The sequence below is a fragment of the Pseudoalteromonas sp. JC28 genome, assembly GCF_013319255.1.
GTDB lineage: Bacteria > Pseudomonadota > Gammaproteobacteria > Enterobacterales > Alteromonadaceae > Pseudoalteromonas.
Genome location: NZ_QOKX01000007.1, coordinates 448,274 through 468,691, shown reverse-complemented (window position 1 = coordinate 468,691; position 20,418 = coordinate 448,274). Strand labels below are relative to the sequence as shown.

The window sequence follows — 20,418 nt, the reverse complement described above, 5'->3', positions numbered from 1 at the left end:
ATAAATACCAATCAAACTGCTGCAAAAGCAAACTCGAAAGATCAATAGGCCCTAGAATCAATAACTTCTTTTAAAGACTATGGGGTCAACAAAAAGTTTCATCAAGAGGCTTTAATTTGCTCACTTTCTTTTTTTTGACCAGAAAATAACCCAGTTTCACCTTCGGCATAGTCACTTGGTGGTGCCTCAAAACTTGGGTCTTGTTTACGTCTTCTCTCTGGGCGTGCTTGAAGAGAAGCTTGTAGTTGTTCTGTGGTTTCTTTCGAGAAAAAAGGATCCGCAGGATGAGATGGGCGATCCTGTGTCAGTAGTTGGTTGGTTTCTTCCACATGGGTAAGCAGCTGTTGATAGCTATCCTGCATTTTATTTACTAGTTTTTTGGTGCTAGCTAGGTGATCTGATACGTCTTGACGATATTGCTCAAGGTCATGTTTAGCTTGTTGTGCTTGCACTTCCAGTTCGTCGTGTTTGAACTGCTTTTTCGTTACAAAGCCACCTAAAAAGAATGCAGCAATGGCAACAATGATCAGTAATCCAAGCCAAGTAACGGTAGTCATAGGTTTCTCCCTGTGTGCCTCAACGGCAAATAAAATTAAAACTCTGTTAGAGTTAAATATACGCTGTGAATACAGTCGTGTTAATATAACCTACAAACAAATCGTAAAAAAATATTTAAGTCGATGACGCCTTGGGAAAAATATCAGCAAGATCTACAACGTGATGATTTTCAATATGACAGCGCGCAAGAAAATGCCGTAAAGCATTTACAGCGATTGTATGACGACCTTATCAATCAGCCCCCAGTCAAACAAAACTTTCTCTCGCGCTTGTTTAGTAAAGCTGAGCCGTCAAAAGTGAAAGGGTTATACTTTTGGGGTGGAGTAGGGCGTGGTAAAACTTATCTGGTTGATACCTTTTACGATGCGTTGCCGACGGAGCGCAAAATGCGGGTGCATTTTCACCGCTTTATGCATCGTGTTCACGCTGAGCTGAAAAAGCTTAATGAAGTGAAAGATCCTCTGGAAAGCATCGCTGATACGTTCAAATCTGAAACTGACATTATCTGCTTCGATGAATTTTTCGTTCAAGACATCACTGATGCCATGTTACTGGGTGGATTAATGCAGGCGCTGTTTGCGCGCGGTATCGTGTTAGTGGCCACATCGAATATTGTGCCAGACGATTTGTATAAAAATGGCTTGCAGCGCGCGCGATTCTTACCCGCCATTGAATTGGTAAAAGCCAATACTGAGGTCGTTAATGTGGACTCAGGTATTGACTATCGCTTACGCACGTTGGAACAAGCGGAAATTTTTCACAGCCCACTTGATAAACAAGCGGATGAAAACTTATTCGACTACTTTAACAAACTCTCTCCGGAGCCGGGTAAAGCTGGGCAAGCTATTGAGATTGAAGGTCGGATGATCCAAACCCGAATAGTGTCTGATTGTATTGTTATGTTTGATTTCCCAGCGCTATGTGAAACCGCTCGCTCGCAAGTGGATTACATGGAGATCAGTCGTTTATATAACACAGTGATCCTATCTAATGTGAAGCAAATGGGTCAGCAAAACGATGATGCGGCAAGGCGTTTTATTGCGCTTGTCGATGAGTTTTATGAGCGTAATGTAACGCTTATCATCTCGGCTGCAGCGCCGATTACTGAACTTTATACCGAAGGTACATTGAATTTTGAGTTCAAACGCTGCATTAGCCGCTTGCAAGAAATGCAATCCCATGAATATTTAGCAAAAGAGCATTTAGCCTAACGGCAATTACTTTTTTGTTAAGAGGACTCGTTCGGTGTGGGTGTTTGTAAACATCTTATTTGAACGAGTCCTTGTCACGCACACGTCGTCATTTCGTTGGATTTTTTGCCTTTTCTATTTTTTTCGAAATTCTTCAGATTTTCTTGTAGAAAAAAGCACCAAGCGCTGGTTTTCACCCAGAAGGCTTGCTATAATCCGCGGCCTGCCACGTTGCGTTCTATTGCCCTCGTCGGCTTAGCCACTGACTTGAGCGGCATAAAAGTCTTAAACTCGAAGGGGTTAAAGCAAATACAAGTAGAGCGGTAGTCCAAGGACTGCCTGTGGTTTTAAAATTGAAAACTTTGGATTTTTATAATGAAAACGTTTGTTGCTAAACCAGAAACTGTAAAACGTGACTGGTACGTAGTTGACGCTGAAGGTAAAACTTTAGGTCGCATCGCTACTGAAATCGCTCGTCGCCTTCGCGGTAAGCACAAAGCTGAGTATACTCCACACGTTGACACTGGTGACTACATCATCGTAATCAACGCTGAGAAAGTTACTGTAACTGGTAACAAAACTCAGGACAAAATGTACTATGCTCACTCTGGTTACCCAGGTGGCCTTAAGTCTATCAACTTTGAGAAACTTCAAGCTAAAAAGCCTGAAATGATCATCGAGAAAGCGGTTAAAGGCATGTTACCTCGCGGTCCTCTAGGTCGTGAAATGTTCCGTAAACTTAAAGTTTACGCTGGTAACGAGCACAACCACGCTGCGCAGCAGCCTCAGGTTCTAGACATTTAAGGAGCACTATCATGGCAAATCAATACTACGGTACAGGTCGTCGTAAAAGTTCAAGTGCTCGCGTATTCCTACGCCCAGGCACTGGCAACATCGTAATCAATAAGCGCTCTTTAGAAGAGTTCTTCGGTCGTGAAACTTCTCGCATGGTTGTTCGTCAGCCTTTAGAGCTAGTTGAAATGACAGAAAAGTTTGACCTATACATCACTGTTGCAGGTGGTGGTACAACTGGTCAAGCGGGTGCTATCCGTCACGGTATCACACGTGCACTAATGGAGTTTGACGAGTCTCTACGTCCAGCTCTACGTAAAGCTGGCTTTGTTACTCGCGATGCTCGTAAAGTTGAGCGTAAGAAAGTTGGTCTTAAGAAAGCACGTAAGAAGACACAGTTCTCTAAGCGTTAATTTATTACGTTTCAAGAATTCAAAAACCCAGCTTATGCTGGGTTTTTTGTTTTTAGCATCTCCTATGTGCACATCAATCTCTCGTATTTACGAGGTATCTAATTCGTTTTGTCCTACTTATTTGCTCAAAAATATCGCGTCGAGTTAAAAAAGTTCAATAAATATAATAATTAGTGCAATTCGAGCGGTAACTTGGCGGTTTTTTTTGCTACAATTGGCGAAGCAAGTAGAAAGGCCTGAGATCCAGTCACGCGATTTGGTGCGTATCCTTAGTCGGGGGGTTGATCTTAGTCAGTATATTGTTGTGTCAGATGCGATATCATAAATACTCGGTTTCATGCTCGAAGTAATCATAGATGATTTTCTGCGGGTTTATTCGGGCATGGATCTGGAATAACCTTGTTTTAATCAAGGTATTTATTTATGATCGCGTCTATTTTGTAATTTCTTAAATTAACCTGCTGTAACTGATGTTCTCAATATAGCAAGTGTTGGGAATCAAGTGGAGATAAGTGGATGAGCAATGCGCCTGTAGACAACAGCCGACGTCGCTTTTTAACTATCGCTACCTCTGTTGTAGGTGGCGTTGGTGCGGTTGGAGCTGCTGTTCCTTTTATTGCGTCCTGGAATCCAAGTGAGCGAGCTAAATCTGCAGGTGCGCCTGTAGAAGTAGATATCAGCAAACTTGAGTCTGGACAACTTATTCGTGTTGAGTGGCGAGGCAAACCAGTTTGGATTGTTAATCGTACACCAAAAATGCTAGAACAAATGAAGCAACACGAAGACCAACTTCGTGATCCTAACTCTGAAGAGCCACAGCAGTTGGCATCTGCGCAGAACGGTTTCCGTTCTAAGCGACCTGAGCTTTTCGTCGCGGTTGGGATTTGTACTCACTTAGGATGTTCACCATCTTTCCTTAACGGAAGCTTTGGTGAAAAAGTAGAAGGCACTGATAGTGGTTTCTTCTGTCCTTGTCACGGTTCGAAGTTTGATATGGCGGGGCGCGTATTCCAAAACGTACCTGCACCACTAAACTTAGAGATCCCTCCGTATACCTTTATTGACGACACTACCATTTTGGTAGGTGAAGAAGAAGGGGTTGCATAATGTCTGTTAATGTAGATAAAGCAGCAAATACGGGCGTTGTGGGCAAAGTTGTTGATTGGATCGATGCTCGTATTCCGATGACTCGCGTCTGGAATATGCACATTGCTCAATACCCAGCGCCAAAAAACTTTAACTTCTGGTACTTGTTTGGTTCACTCGCCATTTTAGTACTGGTAAACCAGATTGTAACGGGTATCTGGCTAACTATGAACTTTGTACCTTCTGCTGAAGGTGCGTTTGCATCCGTAGAATACATCATGCGTGATGTTGAATACGGTTGGTTATTACGATACCTACACTCTACCGGCGCATCCGCATTCTTTATCGTGGTCTATCTTCACATGTTCCGCGGTATGATCTACGGTTCTTATCAAAAGCCACGTGAACTACTGTGGTTGTTCGGTATGTTTATCTTCCTAGCACTAATGGCTGAAGCCTTCATGGGTTACTTATTACCATGGGGTCAGATGTCTTTCTGGGGTGCTCAGGTAATCATTTCATTATTCGGTGCAATCCCGGTAATTGGTGATGACTTAACACTTTGGATCCGTGGTGACTACGTTATTTCTGGTGCAACGCTTAACCGCTTCTTTGCACTACACGTTATTGCACTACCATTAGTACTGGTTATCTTAGTATTCCTTCATATTGTTGCACTGCACGAAGTAGGCTCAAACAACCCTGACGGTGTTGAGATCAAGCGCAAGAAAGGCTCTGTAGCTGAGGAAGACAAACCTAAATTTAAATTCCATGAATACTACACTGATAAAAAAGATATTGTGGATGCAATTCCATTCCACCCTTACTACACAGTAAAAGATGTCTTAGGTGTTGCTGGCTTCTTAATTTTCTTCTGCGCAATTGTATTCTTTGCACCAGAAATGAACGGTTTCTTCCTTGAAGCGCCAAACTTTGAAGCTGCAAACCCGCTGAAAACGCCAGAGCACATTTTCCCAGTTTGGTATTTTACGCCATTCTACGCAATCCTTCGTGCTATCCCTGACAAGCTAATTGGTGTACTAGCAATGGGCGCTTCAATCGTAGCATTGGCACTACTGCCTTGGATTGACCGTGGTTCGGTTCGTTCAATTCGCTACCGTTGTGGTTTCCATAAGTTGAACATTGCTCAGTTTGTTGTCACATTCGTTATCCTTGGTTGGATTGGTGCAACACCGCAAACTGACTTTAAAACGCTATTGTCGCAAATCACGACAGTAACTTATTTTATGTTCTTCGTGTTGCTATTCTTCTACAGTAAAAACGAGAAGACGAAGCCACTACCAACGAGGTTGACGAAATGATGAAAAAGCTAGTAATCGGTTTATTCGCATTGTTGCCAACGTTATCGATGGCAGCGGGCCCATCAGTGCCTTTGATGGAAGCAAATAATGACTTAACTGATAAAGCATCTTTACAGCGCGGCGCTAAGTTATTTATGAACTACTGCCTTGGCTGTCACCAAATGCAATATCAGCGTTATGAGCGTACTTTCCGTGACATCGGTATTCCAACTGAAATTGGTCAAGAAACGCTTATTTTCGATGGTTCAAAAGTAGGTAGCCATATTAAAAACTCTATGGCTAAAGATGATGCTGCAAAATGGTTTGGTGCTGCGCCACCGGACTTAACACTTATCTCTCGTGTTAAGTCTCCGGACTACATCTATACTTACTTGAAGTCATTCTATAAAGATGAGTCTCGCCCATTTGGTGTGAACAACGTTGTTTTCCCATTGGTCGGTATGCCTCACGTACTACAAGAGTTACAAGGCTTGCCAACACCGATCACTGAAGAAGTGGAAGAACACGGTCACACAGTGACTAAAGTTGTCGGCACTGAAACAGATGGTACCGGTGAGATGAGTGTTGATGAATATGACCAAGCAGCACGTGACCTTACAAACTTTTTAGCTTATGTAGGTGAGCCTTCTCGCCTAGAGTCAGAAGCTATTGGTATTAAGGTTATTGGTTTCTTAGTTATCTTCTTCATCCTGGCATTCTTCTTGAAGAAAGAATACTGGAGAGATGTTCATTAATTTGAATATTCAAAGGTGATTTTTGCAATAGGGGCGTTCGCCCCTTTTGCTGTTTAAAGTGATTTAATTACTTTTAGTTTTTTAATGGAGGTAGGCATGGCCGTTGCTGCCAATAAGCGCCCTGTAATGACACTTTTTTCTGGGTCAAACTGTATGTACAGTCACCAGGTACGTATCGTACTTGCTGAGAAAGGTGTAAGTGTTGATATTCACCAGGCTGAAAAGGACAACTTACCAGAAGCTCTACACGAGATTAACCCGTATGGCACTGTTCCTACGCTAATCGATCGTGAGCTTGGCTTGTACCAAGCGAATATCATTATGGAGTATCTAGACGAGCGCTTCCCGCATCCTCCTCTGATGCCTGTATATCCAGTAATGCGTGGTCGTAGTCGTTTAATGATGCACCGCATTGAAACTGACTGGTATTCACTTGCTGAAAAGGTCTCTGCGGGTGGTGATGAAGCTGTACAAGCTCGTAAAGAGTTAACCGAAGCACTACTAGCTGTAGCACCTATCTTCAATGAAGCACCTTATTTCATGAGTGAAGAGTTCAGCTTAGTTGATTGTTATTTAGCTCCACTACTTTGGCGTTTACCACAGCTTGGTATTGAGCTGAATGGTGCTGGTAGCAAAGAGCTAAAAGAATACATGCTGCGTTTATTTGAGCGTGACTCATTCCAAGCATCGCTAACGGATGCAGAGCGTGAGATCAGATCGTAATGACGTCTAATCGTCCTTACTTACTACGCGCGTTTTACGAGTGGATTGTTGATAACGAATGTACACCGCATTTAGTGGTGAACGCAGACTTTCCCTCGGTACAGGTTCCAACACAATTTGTGCAAGAAGGGCAAATTGTGTTGAACGTAAGCCCGTCTGCTGTGACGAATTTCTCTATGGACAATCAAGCGCTGAGCTTTAACGCTCGGTTTGGTGGTCAACCGATGCAGGTATATGTGCCAAACGGTGCGGTATTGGCTATCTATGCAAGAGAAAATGGTGAAGGCACGGTATTTACACCTGAAGAAGAAATCTTTGAAGATGAAGAGTTTGATTTGGTAGAAGAGACGGAAGTCTCACAATCGCCAGAGACTAAGCCGGAACCTGAAAAGAAAAAAGGTTCTCACCTTCGAGTGATAAAATAAAAAAACCTGCGGATGCAGGTTTTTTTATGGCTATTGTTTAGATGTACTCAAAGGCTTTAATCACACGTTTGACACCATTAATATTTCTGGCGATTTCTACGGCTGAGTTTGCTTCTTGTTTGGAGACTAAGCCCATTAAGAACACTTCGGCATTTTCAGTAACTACCTTAATATTTGCGCCATTGACTTCGTCGGCCGCCAGCAGTTTGGTTTTAACTTTGGAGGTCAGCCACGTATCATGTGTTTGCGTCGTGATGCCGATGTTTGAGCTTATTCTCAACTGATTATGTACTTGCTTAATCCCAGCAACGTTCTGTAGCGCACGCTCAGCTTCCGTTTTCATTTCTTGATTAGTGACCTGACCAATCATTAATACTACGCCATTAACACTCACCAGCGTGATATTGGCATGATCTGCAAGGCGCTTAATCTCTTTGATGGCAAGCGTACCTTTAATCTCGATATTGTTATCGTCAATTTGTGCACCGATAGTGCGTCTATCATTTGCAGCAGACACCGCACCGGCTGTACCAGCAACTACCGCAGCAGCACACCCTTGTAGTAACAAGATGGCGGCAAGTAAAGAGGTTATTCTCATCATCATACTTCGTCCTGAGGGAATAAAATTGCGTCGATTAGCTCACTTAAACAGTGAGTATTGAATAGTTGTGACTCGATTATCCGGCTTGGGCGTTTACTTGGGATCCGGATCTCTACGTCCTGTGGGCCCAATAGGCCGGTGATTTCACCACCATCATCGCCAACTAACGCGATGACTTTCATATCTCTAGTCAGGGCTGCTTCCACTGCGCCAATAACCGTCTTTTCTTGCCCGTTTATGGCATACGCCACCAGCAAGTCTCCTTGCTGCGCGAATGCGCGTATTTGCTTGGCAAAGCGCTCTCTGGCTTTACCATTTTCTGGTGACGCCAAATTATATTGCTCATTCGTTAGTGCAATCGCGGGCAGACACGGGCGTTCGGTTTCGTAAAAGTTGCTTAAGATGGTTGCGAAGTGGTGCGCCAACATATGATTACTTGGCGCGCCGCAGCAGATGATTTTATTGCCATTGATCAGGCTCTGAGCCATAGTCATAGCTGCGGTTTCTAATGCTTTAGGCAATACTTCGCCTGCCGCTATCTGCGCTTGAATTGACTCTGTAAATATAGACTTTATAGATTCTTGCATGCTAAAAAATATTTCTAATCCAGTTTATTTCAGGGGGATCGGCCCCTTGAATGGCAACAAAGTCGACTCTAAGTTGCGTGTTATGCAAATTTTGCTGTGCTAAATAATTATAAATACTACGCTTTAATCTTTGAAGCTTAGTTTTTGATAGTGCGTTAATTGCGCCACCAAAGTGACTGCTATCGCGATACTTTACTTCAATAAACACTAAGGTTTGCGACTCTCGCATAATGAGATCTATCTCTCCGTATTTACAGAGATAGTTTCTGGTGACGGGGGTTAATCCTTGTCTTATCAAGAATTGCTCCGCAATCAACTCAAAATGCTCGCCCTTACTCCGTGTGTTGCTAAATAGTCCTTTAAACATCCAGATATCCTATCTGATCAAAGAGTCTCCCACAGGTTTCTCTTGTTGCATAAATAATGGTAGTGGGGGCTGTTCATCCAAGCTCACCAAACGAATTTGTTTATTATGATACTGTGCCCAACTGAGCTTTCGTACTACGTCACTGCCACCGCGGATGCTGAGCTGGCCGGTTAAGCCATCAAAACTTTTTCCCGAAAGCCAAGCCAGTTGGCGCAGCTCGGGGACTAAATTTGTGGCGTCATATGCCATTGCAAACAAGCGCTGCTCTAAGTCGGCCTGCTCAGGCCATAAAGATTGATAGGCATCTCGAAGCGGTGCTTTTTCAACGGCACCCGGTAGCATCCAAGGTTGCTCGGTAAAATAAAGTCCTTCTAAATCGCCCTTATCAGTAACATCAATTTGTTTACTATAGCTGCGAGAGCTGGCATATAAAGGGATCCTGTCGGCAAATGTACTGACATTGACGTCTAAATAAGGTTTGAGCAGTCGAGTTTCCATTGCATCACCTAAAATATAGATGGCATCAATGTCGCGTCTAGAGCGTGTTTCGCTTTTGACCTCTTTGCGAAATAGACTTTTGATGACGCTAGTGCGTGACTTTGAAGCGTCCACCTCTAAAATATCGGTGATGACATCCGCCATATTTTTACTATTAGTGTAATAACCTACTTCTGGTGCGGTCTCACTGTAGCGTTTCCAACCTTGATCAAAATACTCAATTAAACGCTTACCAGAGGCATTCGCTGGAGCCAGTAACATGGGTTTTTTATAGCCTTTAGCAAGAAAGTGCTTCATTGCTTGCTCGACTTCATGCTCAGGATTAAGCGCAAAAAAGTACTGTTCACTACTGCTAGGCGTAAGCGTTTCGCGTGCATTTAAAAACAAAGTTGGGTAAGCCGCAAAACCTTTATCTGCGAGTAGTTTTTCAACGTTGGATTTTAATAATGGACCAATGACAAAATCGACATTTGCCTCAGCAAGTTGCGTTACGATTTCAGACTCGGATGCCATTTCATCAATGAAGAAGACTTTTTCAATCGTCCCTTCGTCAGTGGCAGCCAAGAAACCATTTTTAAGCGCTGTACCGAGTCGCTCGCTCGCACCAGATTGTGGTAATAACACCGCAAGTCTTTTAACTTGGTAAGGTTCGAGCGCAACAGCGCCTTGTAAATCTTTAGGCAGCAAAGCAACCGCAGGGTGATTAGTAAAACGACGACGCCAATTATTCATGGCTTGGTCGAGCTGGACGCTCGAACCCAAATAAATTTGTTGATATTTAGCCAGTGTTACCCAACCACGTTGTAAAACAGAGCCAGAATCAAAGCGCTCTAGAGCGTAACTTGATAGCTGTTGTAGCGCGAGCCAAATCTCTTCGTGTAACCCGGCCACCGCTAAGTTATGTTCATTGGCAATATCGGCCGCTTTAAAGTATTCAACCAACGCTTTTTTTGGTAATTGTTGCGAGGCATAAATACTACCCAGTAAATACTCATACCAAGCTTGGTGTTCAGGGGTGTTGAGTCGCCCCTCTAGCGTGTTTAGGATGGCTAACGCATTGGCATACTGCGATAATTCTTTGCGAGCATATGCGATGTATAATTTGTTTTGAATATGATCAACACTGGCTTTAGCTTCCATCGCTAAACCAATTTGCTCTAACATTTGCCAGTCTTTTTCTAAGATAGCAGCGTCTCTGGCTGCATATAGCAATTGGATTTTGGCAACGCCTTCTTTACTCTGCGCCTTTGCAAATAACGACGCGGCATTGTCATCCGATTGGCTAACGGCTTTAGTTGTTTTAGTTTCTTGAGGGGATTTGGTGACATTTGTACTTGTACTACAAGCGGATAACCCCGACAATATGGCAACTAAAAGCGCTATCTTTTTAAACTGCACAGGCAAACCTTCTTTTTCACGACTGAGTGGATATCTTACTGACTGATATTGGAGAGCTCAATGGCTAATCTTCACAACGAAAACAAAATCGGCACCCTACATATTGTAGCGACACCAATAGGTAATTTAGATGACATCAGTGAACGTGCACTGAAAGTGTTAAGTCAGGTCGATTTAATCGCTGCCGAAGATACGCGCCACACCGGTAAATTATTGAGCCACTTTAGCATTAAAGCAAAAACTTTTGCACTGCATGATCACAACGAGAAGCAAAAAGCGCAGCAAATTTTAGATTGGTTAAACGAAGGCAAAGACATCGCGCTAGTGTCTGATGCGGGTACGCCGCTTATCAGCGATCCAGGCTATGCTGTGGTAAACCTGTGCCGTGAAGCGGGTGCTACCGTTACTCCCGTTCCTGGCGCGTGTGCCGCCATTGCTGCCGTGAGTTGTTCAGGCTTACCAACAGATAAATTCCAATTCGTGGGATTTTCACCAGCAAAAAGCCAAGCGCGTCAGCAATTTTTTAAAGATGCAGTCGCCTCTGGCATCACCAGTATCTTGTACGAAAGCACCCACCGCATTATGGCGAGTCTAGAAGATATGAAAATCGCGCTGGGCGAAACACAACAAGTCGTTTTTGCTAAAGAACTGACCAAAACCTACGAAACCTTTTTCAGTGGCACGGTTATCGAGCTCATTGAGTTTTTAACCGCAACGCCTGAAAAGCAAAAAGGTGAGCTGGTGTTGATGCTACCCGGTGAACAAAGAGATGAACAAGCATTAACGCCAGAAGCGAAAAAGCTGATTGAGTTACTAGAGCCTGAAATGCCATTGAAGAAGGCCTGCGGCGTGGCAGCTGAATATTTAGGGCTAAAAAAGAACGCCTTGTATAAGGCTATCATTGCTGAGCGAAAAGCGTAATACACGCAATTTATCGCGTGCGTTATTGCATTAAAGTGCGTATAATCGCCCGCCTGAGTCAGCCGGATAATCGCTGCCTGTGACGAAAATGATCAGGGGGAGGAAAGTCCGGGCTCCAATGGGCAGGGTGCCAGCTAACGGCTGGGGGGCGTGAGCCTACGACAAGTGCAGCAGAGAGAAGACCGCCTAAGTCCTTCGGGACCGGTAAGGGTGAAAGGGTGCGGTAAGAGCGCACCGGGCCACTGGTAACAGTTGGTTGCAAGGTAAACTCCACCCGGAGCAAGACCAAATAGGGTTCCTTATGGTGTGGCCCGCATCGGAACCGGGTAGGTTGCTCGAGCCTAGGAGCGATCCTAGGCCTAGACGAATGATTATCGATCTCCTTCGGGAGTGAACAGAACCCGGCTTATAGGCTGACTCACACCTCAAGCGTAAACATCCCTACATGAGATGTTTACGCTTGAGACTCCCACTTTATCACCTCACGATTACCTTGTTAAAAACGCCATTTATTTGTATATCTCACCACTTTTCGTTAATTTATTCACCAGTGTTTTCTCGTTGAATTCATTTAAGTGACTGATAAGAAATAACTTTTATGGTTGGTACAATACTTGGAAAGATAGAGCCATCTCTCAAACGAAAATGAGTAATGGAACTATCATGTACAAGAACAACAAAGTTTTACTATCAACCCTGTTATGGCTTGGCACGCTTTTATGGTCGGCATTATTTTCATCCATAGTGAAGGCTGAGTCGGTAGACAAGCTGATCAAAACCCTCATGAAAGAAAGGCATATTCCGGGCTTACAGTTGGCCGTGGTTAAAGACGATAAAATCATTAAGCAAGGAAGTTATGGTTTTGCAGACTTACAGCATCAAGTGCCTGTGACTGAGCAGACGTTATTTCCGATTAATTCGATGACAAAGGCGTTTACCGGTGTTGCGATTGTACAGCTCGCTGAGCAAGGTTATCTAAACATTGACGATGAAATTGGTAAGCACTTACCCGATTTACCAAAGGCTTGGCAGCAACTCAAAATTAACCAATTAATGGGTCATACCACAGGTTTGCCGCCGATCCTGGCATCAAATTATGCCCTAGAAACCATTGTACCGAACGATGTGGAAGCCTCATGGCAAGCTGTGCAAAAGCAGCCTCTTCAATTTACACCTAACTCGCGTTTTAGTTATAACCAAACCGGCTATGTGATTTTGGGTAAAATCATTGATAAATATGCACCTGAAGGGTTTCCTGCTTTTATTACCAAGATGCAGTTAGCACGTGCCAATATGCCAAAGACAGCGCAGGCAGGTTTTGATTATCTTGAACTTATGGTGCCAAATCAGGCTCGCCAATATATTCATTTAGGTGAGGGGAATTACAAAAACTTTTACGGTGAATTCCCTTATATGATGAGAACCGCAGCGGGCATGAGTTCAACCGCAACGGAGCTGGCTAACTATGTTGTATCACTACAACAAGGCGAGCTGGTTAAAGAGTTAGATATGCTATGGACGCCTGTTAAGCTGAATAACGGGCGTACAGAAGCCTTTAACACCAAAGAAAATGGCTATGCAATGGGCTGGCAAGTGATTCAGCGTAAATATCACCCTGCAATCAGCGCAAGCGGTGGAAATGCGACTACAGTGATCACCTACCCTGAAGACAAGGTTTCGGTGATTGTGCTTACTAACCTGCTGGGTGGATTACCCATTGAGTTTGTTGATGATATTGCCGCTTACTATATTCCCAACTTTAACGACGCTAGTAAGCAAAAGGCTTATCAGCCAATGGCATACTTAAAGCAGCTTACAGATAAACATGGCTTTGCCGACTTCGCGACTACGTTTGCAAAAGCGCAGCAAGATACCGGTGTAATGTATGATTTAGAGATCTTGGTGGAGTGGGGCAATAAGCTTGTTGAAGATGGCCAAGTTAATAATGGTATCGAAATCTTTAAATTTGCGCTGACACAAAATAACGAGCAGCCATATTACCATAACAGCATCGCGCAAGCGTATGAGTTAAACAAGCAATATGCGAAAGCACTGGCGCACTATCAGCAGTTACTTGCGATAAACCCAAACAGTCAGTTCGCAAAAAATAAAGTAGCGGTAGTGAAGGAGTATCTTTAACTCACCATAAGACTGTGAAGGCAACCTAAACAAATCGAAAGCCGCAAGTTCAATTACTTGCGGCTTTTTGGTATTTAACCTGAGGTTTGGATAAGAAATTATCCGAAGCTCTGGTTATTTACTATTGGCAATAAATCGCTGTCTATACTTAACGAAGTATTAGAAGCTGCGGTATACTACGCAATCACCTATTTGAGCTATGTACTGCTATAGACATAACTAGTACAGGCCATTGATAGTAAACCTGATTGAGAAAGTCATACCATGAGCCAACAACCTACTCCACCCTTTGAGCCACAAACACCTAACCACTGTGTTGATGCCTTTCGCCGCTTTAGCGTTGCACCCATGCTGGATTGGACTGATCGACATTGCAGAACCTTTCACCGTAAGTTGACTAAACATGCGGTGCTTTATACTGAGATGATCACTACAGGTGCGATTATTTTTGGTAAAGGGGATTATTTGGCGTTTGGTGCGCATGAGTTACCAGTGGCGTTGCAGTTGGGTGGCTCTGATCCTAAGGCGTTGGCAGAGTGTGCTAAGCGTGCTGAGGAATATGGCTACAGTGAGGTAAACCTAAATGTAGGTTGCCCGTCAGATCGCGTGCAAAATGGTCGCTTTGGGGCATGTTTAATGGCTGAGCCTCAGCTCGTTGCTGATTGTGTGGCGGCGATGAAGGCAGAAGTGAATATTCCGGTAACGGTAAAAACGCGCATTGGTATTGATGAACAAGACTCTTATGAGTTTCTTACGGCGTTGATTGAAGCCTCGCAGGCGGTGGGCTGTGATGACTTTATCATTCATGCCCGTAAAGCATGGTTGCAAGGCTTAAGCCCGAAAGAAAACCGTGAGATCCCACCATTAGATTATCCTCGTGTTTATCAATTAAAGAAAGACTATCCAGATCTGCATATCAGTATTAATGGTGGTGTTAAAACTCTTGAGGAATGTCAGCATCATTTGGCTCACCTTGACGGCGTAATGGTTGGCCGTGAGGCTTATAGCAACCCGTTTATGTTGTCGCAGGTTGATGAGCTGCTATATGGCGAAGCTGCGTTTACGCAAACTCGCCATCAAGTCGTAAGAAGCATGTATGACTACTTTGAAAGTGAAATGTCGAATGGTGCAAACTTTTGGCATATTGCGCGTCACATGTTGGGTATTTTTCAAAATCAGCCCGGTGCGAGAGGTTTCCGTCGTCACTTATCAGAAAACGGTCACAAAAAAGAGGCTGGTATTGAAGTGATGGAAAAGGCGCTGTCTTTTGTACCTGAAGTGTAAAATATATTGCTCCAATCCTATGTGTGAAAAAGACGATTTTATCGTCTTTTTCACTATTTAATGTCTCTCAGTAAATCTATTTTTCTTTTTAAAAAACCTTAACTCAATGATTTAATTTTGTTTTTATTTTTGGCACGGCTCTTGGAATAGTCTAATTATATTATAAAAGGAGCCGAACAATGACCATCATCAACAGAATTGAAGACCTTATCAAAGCAGAACTTAACGCGTTACTAGACAAAGCGGAAGACCCACAAAAAATGGCAACTCAGTTAGTGCGTGATTTAGAAGAAGCGCTATCTGATTGTCGTGCAACGGCAGCTGAGCTTATTTGCCAACAAAAAGTAGCGCAGCGTCAAGCTGAGCAAGCAAACAAAGCTGCGACAACGTGGCAAAGCAAAGCCGAACATGCTCTTGAAAAAGGTCGTGAAGATCTTGCCCGCTCAGCCCTTGAGCAAAAGCAGCGAGAAACCGAAAAAGCACAAGAAGCACAGCAAAAAATTGATGATCTAACGCCTGCACTTGAAAAACTCAGCACAGATGCGGACAAGTTGCAAAGCAAAATTCAGCAATTAAAGGCAAAAGAAAAGGCCATGTTGCGCCGCTTGGAAGCTGGTAAGGCAAGGTTAACCATCAAACAAACGCTGAATAGTGACGATATGCACTCTGCAACGCGCAAGTTCGACGAGTTAGAACGCAAGGTGGCGCGCCTTGAAGCTGAAGTCGAATCCTATGACTTAGGGCAGCCTGATGTATGGCAGCGCTTTGAAGATGAGCAAAAGCAACAACAAATCGACGATGAATTAGCCCAACTGAAGCAAAAAATGGCGAGCTAGGCTCGCCTCCTACACCAACTGAGCAATCAAGCCGAAAGGGGATAAAGATGAAAAATAGATATCAATCAACACTGTCTCAAATGAATAGTTCAAAGAAAATTGGTGGCGTATGTGCGCAACTAGCACAACGTTTTGATATGCCAATTTGGTTAACGCGTTTACTAACGGTATTGCTGTTTTTTAAGTTTCCAATATTTGTAATGCTAGCGTATGGCGTCGCTTGGTTTGCAATGCCAAAAGCGCAATACGAAAACTAAGTAACGGCGACGAGGTAGGCACTATGAAAGTCGTGGCCGGTATATTATTAGCGCTGGTATTTTTATTGGCGCTATCTTGGGTGTCGCTGCCACTAATATGGTTAGACATCAGCGATCTGCAACTCGATATGGGATTTGACCTAGGTTGGTTTGGCTTTGAAATACTCACGTTGCTATTTGCAATTGTAGCGCTGGTGGTGCTAGGAGCACTCTTGAGCGCAGGTGTTTTAGGGTTGCTCCTTATTGTGTTCATTGGGCTAGTAATGACATTGCTATTTAATTCGCTGATAGTGCTATTTCCACTCATCTGTATTATTGCAATTGTGTGGTTAGTGGTAGACAAATCTGCTCAGGCAAAAGCTTGAGTAGTGGTTTTTGTTGGTGATAGGAGATAAAAAACACGCTAAATTGGGATCTGTGATATAGTTATTTGCAGTTATAAATCCAAGGAAAGCCAACATGAAATCAAGTGTAATCAAAACCTTAATTTTTGCTTTATCAACTTTTATCGGCTTTAACGCTTCAGCTCATCAAGGGCATGAGCATGGTGAACATCATCATGGTTCGGAGCAACTTTCTGTTCACAACGCAACCGTGCGTGCATTTTTACCGGCAGCACCTTCAACTGCAGGTTATCTCGTTATTGAAAATCCAACACAGCAAAATAAAGTGTTGGTTAAGGCTGCGCTCGAGGGTGTTAAGCGTGTTGAAATTCACGAGCATGTACATAAAGAAGACATGATGAAAATGCAACGCGTTGACGAGCTTGTTATTCCAGCGGGGAAATCAGTGACATTTCAGCCTGGTGGTTATCACTTAATGGTGTTTGAACCAATAGAAACATTAAAAGTCGGTGAGCAGCGTAAGCTTACGCTATATTTTGCTGATGGCGATAGGATCTTCACAATGGCTGAAGTCGTCGCACTTGCAGATATGTTTGGTGGCAAAGAAAAATCAAACGCAGGACATCACTCTCATCACTAAAAACAGTGAGGTATTAAATGGGAAATCATACGGGAAAAATCATCTCTGGCATTATCGCTGTCATACTTCTGGGTTATGTTATAGCCGTATATTGGAGTGTGGAACCAGAACAGTTTGACGTCGTCGCAGTTGCAAAAGCGGATGCGCAGAAAAATGGCAATACATTGGTCACTGGATATGTAACGACACATACCTTGATTAAAGTGACGGATACATTGCTGAATAAGCCGGGCGGTTATTTGTCGAATGACATGATGCCACCAAGCGTAATGATGGATAACATGCCTGCTTGGGAGTACGGTGTGCTTGAGATGACACGAGATCTTACGCTTTCGATGCGTAAAGATTTTAGTCGTTCACAATCTCAATCGACAGAGCACCCGAGTTTAAAGCTAGCTCAGCCACAGTTTAATATCAGTTCAACAGCGTGGATGTGGCCAAGTGCTGAGGGTGAGTATCAAAAAGGTAATGATTTACTACGTCAGTATTTGACTCAAATTTCTGATAATAGTAACCGCGATAGCCAGTTTTATGCGCGTGCTGATAACTTGAGAGCTTGGTTAAAAGAGGCCGAAAAGCGCATGGGCAGCTTAAGCCAAAGATTAAGTGCGAGCGTAGGGCAAGACAGATTAAATACCGATTTAGCTGGGGATTCGGCAGCTGATCAAGCAACCATGACGCCAAGCCATAATATGGTGAAAACCTCTTGGTGGCAGATTGACGATGTATTTTATGAAGCCAGAGGCGCCACATGGGCGTTACTGCACTATATGAAAGCGGTAGAGCATGACTTTAGACCTGTGCTTGAAAAGAAAAATGCACTTGTCAGCCTACAGCAGATCATCAGAGAGTTAGAGGCGACTCAAGAGACGGTGTGGAGCCCTATGGTATTAAACGGCAGTGGCTTTGGCTTGGTGGCGAACCATTCTCTGGTTATGGCAAATTATATTTCGCGAGCCAATGCGGCTCTCATCGAACTTAGTGAACTTTTAGCGCAAGGATAACATCATGAAAAAACACTTTTTAGCAGCGGCATTATCTCTCGCTTGCTTAGCACCTGCTGCACACGCAGACACGGTACTCGGGCTTTATGTCGGTGCAGAAGGGTGGGATACCGAAACCGAAGGTAGCTTTGCTGAAAAAGGCAATATGCAAACCTTTAACTTTGACGATGAAACTTTTACGAGTTTCTATGCTGCACTTGAGCACCCAGTACCGCTGGTACCAAATATCAAGTTACGCTATACCGAGCTTGAGCTAAATGGTCAAACGACGTTAACAGAGTCTTTTGACTTTGGCGGCCAAGTTTATACGGTAGGTACTGATGCGACAACAAACGCAGATCTAAACCACATCGACTACACATTGTATTACGAAGTGCTAGACAATGACTTGTTGACGTTAGACTTTGGTGTGAACTTTAAGCAGTTTGACGGTTCTATCATGGTAACTGGTACTGCAAATGGTCAAACACGCACAGAAGAAGTTGAATTCTCAGGCTTTGTTCCTCTCGGTTATTTGCGCGGTGAAGTGGGTTTACCACTTACAGGGCTAAGTGTTTTTGCCGAAGGCAGCATGCTTGCAATTGATGACAGCAAAATCCAAGATTATCAAATTGGCATCGCTTATGAGTTTATCGACAATATGGCTGTTGATGTTGCGGTAAAAGTGGGTTACCGCTCTATGGTACTTGAGCTAGATGATATCGATGATATCTACACAGATCTGGATGTCTCTGGTCCATTTGCAGGGATCCAACTACACTTCTAAGATAGTGTAGTTTACTCCTTTAGCGGCTTGGTACGAGTGATCGACCAAGCTGTTTTTGTTTGGTAAATAGAATAGTTTCTTTATCTCTCTTCCCACTCGAGAGAAAACTCGCTTTCAAAGGCCTTTTCTACAAGTTGTTTGTATTGTTTATTTATCGGGCTTTGAAGTAATTTTTTTAGCTCGTCTCCGGTTTGCGTCAGCTTGTAATAGCTTAGCACCAAGTCATTGGATTTGGCCGTTAAGGTCATTTTTTTACGTAAATACACCAGCTGCATTGACTGTCCTTTTTGTAGTGAAGCGGACTCAATTTCTTGCCGGTAAAGGATATTAATGTCCATCAGCGTAAGTATATTCGGGAAGTTCAGCCCTGCTTGGCTTAAATTGATGGATTCAGTGCTGCCTTTACGTAGCAAATCAAAAATAGACGGCTTTTTATAGTAGCCATGAAGAATAAGGTAGCTGTCTTCTCTTTCTAAGTAGCCGCACAGCGGAGCGCATCTTTGTAACGCAGTTGCTTCACGTTGGGTCATCATCTTTAGGGTTTGCAGACTTTTAATTGAAAAAGTGCCAGGCGTAATGCTTTCACCTACTAATATCTTTGCCCACAATTTTTGCATGGAGTGATTGGCAATGTCTTCTGCAAGGGTGATGAAGTGCTCCAACCAATCGGGGTCTGGGCGACCTCGGGCGGTAACCTCGGGGCACAATGTAAGCGCCATGCCCATAATGGCCTCAAGATTTTGCTGGCGCTGGATTTTGATTAGTTGTTGGCGCTTGAGGGCGCGTTTTAGTGTGCCATGTTGAGTTCGCACCGTGTATTGGTTGTCTTTATTCTTATCAGACTGATAACGGTCATTTTGAGTGACAAGTGGTGTGATCCGTTTCACCATAGGGTAGCCGAGCTTTTCTTCAATCGAAAGCGCTAAGGCTGATTTTACTTGTGCATTTTTGACTGCCATATCAAGCTCGTAGTTTATATCGTGTGTGCATATGATTTACCGCGGAGTTAGTGAGTTGCTGTAAATACTGCTGCATAAAAAGTGCGATGAAACTGCCAATAAAGGGCGTATTGGCTCTTCCTTCAATTGTGATGGTCAGTTGTTTATCGGCTTGAATGGTAAATAAATTAAGGCTAATTTTGGCTAAATGTTCATCATCTAAATGTAATGACAGCTCTAAACTCTGTTCGTCGATTTTGGTGATGGTTATTTCTGCTTCTCCCCAAGGATGCACTAACACTGCTGAGGCTCCTACTCGCTGTCTTTTTGGCAGTATGCGAAAGTGGATGTCTTCAGTTGTTTGCCAATTAAATAATGTCGGCCAATGGGATAACACTAATGGGGAAAGTGTTGTGTTATTTGCAGAAATATCGGTGCTTTTTACCACTTTATAATGGTGTGGCATCGCTAAACCAGCAATCACGATAACAAGTGCTAAAATCATCAGCATTCTAATAGGAGTAGATAAACGTTTGATACAGAATCCTCTTTGGTAAAAAGTATGCTAAATCATCTCTTTTGTTCTATGCTCGAC

The 20,418-nt window shown here is 43.4% G+C and carries 24 protein-coding genes and 1 other RNA gene; 18 read left to right on the top strand and 7 right to left on the bottom strand.

Features of this window, described 5'->3' with window-relative positions:
* Positions 1-101: 101 nt before the first annotated feature.
* The gene (locus DS891_RS17525; RefSeq protein ID WP_010376689.1) at positions 102-557 is read right to left on the bottom strand and encodes a YhcB family protein; all 456 of its coding nucleotides are present in this window, start codon (positions 555-557) and stop codon (positions 102-104) included.
* A gap of 123 nt (positions 558-680) precedes the next feature.
* Between DS891_RS17525 and zapE the strand changes: the two genes are divergently transcribed.
* From zapE to DS891_RS17485, 8 genes are all read left to right on the top strand, one after another.
* Positions 681-1,769, top strand: a complete 1,089-nt coding sequence (zapE, locus tag DS891_RS17520; protein ID WP_174170495.1) for a cell division protein ZapE — start codon at positions 681-683, stop codon at positions 1,767-1,769.
* Positions 1,770-2,123: 354 nt separating this feature from the next.
* Positions 2,124-2,552: a 50S ribosomal protein L13 gene (gene rplM, locus DS891_RS17515; protein ID WP_010376694.1), complete on the top strand. Its 429-nt coding sequence runs from the start codon at positions 2,124-2,126 to the stop codon at positions 2,550-2,552.
* 8 nt (positions 2,553-2,560) lie between these two features.
* Positions 2,561-2,953, top strand: coding sequence for a 30S ribosomal protein S9 (gene rpsI, locus DS891_RS17510; RefSeq protein ID WP_161796706.1), 393 nt, complete (start codon positions 2,561-2,563; stop codon positions 2,951-2,953).
* Between the two features lie 516 nt (positions 2,954-3,469).
* Positions 3,470-4,060, top strand: coding sequence for a ubiquinol-cytochrome c reductase iron-sulfur subunit (gene petA / locus DS891_RS17505; RefSeq protein ID WP_010376697.1), 591 nt, complete (start codon positions 3,470-3,472; stop codon positions 4,058-4,060).
* Entirely contained in the window at positions 4,060-5,361 is a 1,302-nt protein-coding gene (locus DS891_RS17500) for a cytochrome b N-terminal domain-containing protein (RefSeq protein WP_017219050.1), read from the top strand. The genes petA and DS891_RS17500 overlap by 1 nt, the downstream gene beginning before the upstream one ends.
* Positions 5,358-6,095: a cytochrome c1 gene (locus DS891_RS17495; RefSeq protein ID WP_029215832.1), complete on the top strand. Its 738-nt coding sequence runs from the start codon at positions 5,358-5,360 to the stop codon at positions 6,093-6,095. The genes DS891_RS17500 and DS891_RS17495 overlap by 4 nt, the downstream gene beginning before the upstream one ends.
* Positions 6,096-6,191: 96 nt before the next feature.
* The gene (gene sspA / locus DS891_RS17490; RefSeq protein WP_010605922.1) at positions 6,192-6,818 is read left to right on the top strand and encodes a stringent starvation protein SspA; all 627 of its coding nucleotides are present in this window, start codon (positions 6,192-6,194) and stop codon (positions 6,816-6,818) included.
* Positions 6,818-7,243, top strand: coding sequence for a ClpXP protease specificity-enhancing factor (locus DS891_RS17485; protein ID WP_010605921.1), 426 nt, complete (start codon positions 6,818-6,820; stop codon positions 7,241-7,243). Before sspA ends, DS891_RS17485 begins: the two co-directional genes overlap by 1 nt.
* 37 nt (positions 7,244-7,280) lie before the next feature.
* Here DS891_RS17485 and dolP read toward each other — a convergent pair whose 3' ends face one another.
* Genes dolP through DS891_RS17465 form a run of 4 tightly spaced genes read right to left on the bottom strand, consistent with a single transcriptional unit; the run spans position 7,281 to position 10,694 of the window.
* A complete protein-coding gene (gene dolP / locus DS891_RS17480; protein WP_017219053.1) occupies positions 7,281-7,847 on the bottom strand; it encodes a division/outer membrane stress-associated lipid-binding lipoprotein in 567 nt (188 codons plus the stop codon).
* Positions 7,844-8,431 carry an SIS domain-containing protein gene (locus DS891_RS17475; protein ID WP_010605919.1) on the bottom strand — a complete coding sequence of 196 codons (588 nt, stop codon included), beginning with the start codon at positions 8,429-8,431 and terminating at the stop codon, positions 7,844-7,846. The genes dolP and DS891_RS17475 overlap by 4 nt, the downstream gene beginning before the upstream one ends.
* A gap of 1 nt (position 8,432) precedes the next feature.
* Positions 8,433-8,798 carry a YraN family protein gene (locus DS891_RS17470; RefSeq protein ID WP_174170494.1) on the bottom strand — a complete coding sequence of 122 codons (366 nt, stop codon included), beginning with the start codon at positions 8,796-8,798 and terminating at the stop codon, positions 8,433-8,435.
* Between the two features lie 9 nt (positions 8,799-8,807).
* Positions 8,808-10,694 (bottom strand): penicillin-binding protein activator, encoded by a 1,887-nt coding sequence (locus tag DS891_RS17465; RefSeq protein WP_174170493.1) that lies wholly within the window; start codon positions 10,692-10,694, stop codon positions 8,808-8,810.
* Positions 10,695-10,754: 60 nt separating this feature from the next.
* Between DS891_RS17465 and rsmI the strand changes: the two genes are divergently transcribed.
* The 10 genes from rsmI to DS891_RS17415 all read left to right on the top strand — a co-directional run bounded on the left by rsmI (position 10,755) and on the right by DS891_RS17415 (position 18,885).
* Positions 10,755-11,615: a 16S rRNA (cytidine(1402)-2'-O)-methyltransferase gene (gene rsmI, locus DS891_RS17460; protein ID WP_174170492.1), complete on the top strand. Its 861-nt coding sequence runs from the start codon at positions 10,755-10,757 to the stop codon at positions 11,613-11,615.
* 54 nt (positions 11,616-11,669) lie between these two features.
* Positions 11,670-12,040: RNase P RNA component class A (gene rnpB, locus DS891_RS17455), an RNA gene on the top strand.
* A gap of 238 nt (positions 12,041-12,278) precedes the next feature.
* On the top strand, positions 12,279-13,754 hold the full coding sequence (locus DS891_RS17450) for a serine hydrolase (RefSeq protein ID WP_174170491.1): 1,476 nt from the start codon (positions 12,279-12,281) through the stop codon (positions 13,752-13,754).
* A gap of 264 nt (positions 13,755-14,018) precedes the next feature.
* Positions 14,019-15,038 (top strand): tRNA dihydrouridine(20/20a) synthase DusA, encoded by a 1,020-nt coding sequence (dusA, locus tag DS891_RS17445; RefSeq protein WP_174170490.1) that lies wholly within the window; start codon positions 14,019-14,021, stop codon positions 15,036-15,038.
* Positions 15,039-15,217: 179 nt separating this feature from the next.
* Positions 15,218-15,874: a PspA/IM30 family protein gene (locus tag DS891_RS17440; protein ID WP_174170489.1), complete on the top strand. Its 657-nt coding sequence runs from the start codon at positions 15,218-15,220 to the stop codon at positions 15,872-15,874.
* 47 nt (positions 15,875-15,921) lie between these two features.
* On the top strand, positions 15,922-16,131 hold the full coding sequence (locus tag DS891_RS17435) for a PspC domain-containing protein (RefSeq protein WP_010605902.1): 210 nt from the start codon (positions 15,922-15,924) through the stop codon (positions 16,129-16,131).
* A 23-nt stretch (positions 16,132-16,154) separates the two neighbouring features.
* Positions 16,155-16,496 (top strand): hypothetical protein, encoded by a 342-nt coding sequence (locus DS891_RS17430; protein ID WP_010605901.1) that lies wholly within the window; start codon positions 16,155-16,157, stop codon positions 16,494-16,496.
* A 94-nt stretch (positions 16,497-16,590) separates the two neighbouring features.
* Complete coding sequence (locus DS891_RS17425) at positions 16,591-17,115, top strand: copper chaperone PCu(A)C (RefSeq protein ID WP_010605900.1); 525 nt, start codon at positions 16,591-16,593, stop codon at positions 17,113-17,115.
* A gap of 17 nt (positions 17,116-17,132) precedes the next feature.
* Positions 17,133-18,119: a DUF2333 family protein gene (locus tag DS891_RS17420; RefSeq protein WP_010605899.1), complete on the top strand. Its 987-nt coding sequence runs from the start codon at positions 17,133-17,135 to the stop codon at positions 18,117-18,119.
* Between the two features lie 4 nt (positions 18,120-18,123).
* Positions 18,124-18,885: a TIGR04219 family outer membrane beta-barrel protein gene (locus DS891_RS17415; protein ID WP_010376724.1), complete on the top strand. Its 762-nt coding sequence runs from the start codon at positions 18,124-18,126 to the stop codon at positions 18,883-18,885.
* Between the two features lie 80 nt (positions 18,886-18,965).
* Here DS891_RS17415 and DS891_RS17410 read toward each other — a convergent pair whose 3' ends face one another.
* The gene (locus DS891_RS17410; RefSeq protein ID WP_174170488.1) at positions 18,966-19,844 is read right to left on the bottom strand and encodes a TIGR03899 family protein; all 879 of its coding nucleotides are present in this window, start codon (positions 19,842-19,844) and stop codon (positions 18,966-18,968) included.
* Position 19,845: 1 nt separating this feature from the next.
* A complete protein-coding gene (locus DS891_RS17405) occupies positions 19,846-20,328 on the bottom strand; it encodes a hypothetical protein (RefSeq protein WP_010605898.1) in 483 nt (160 codons plus the stop codon).
* Between the last annotated feature and the right edge of the window lie 90 nt (positions 20,329-20,418).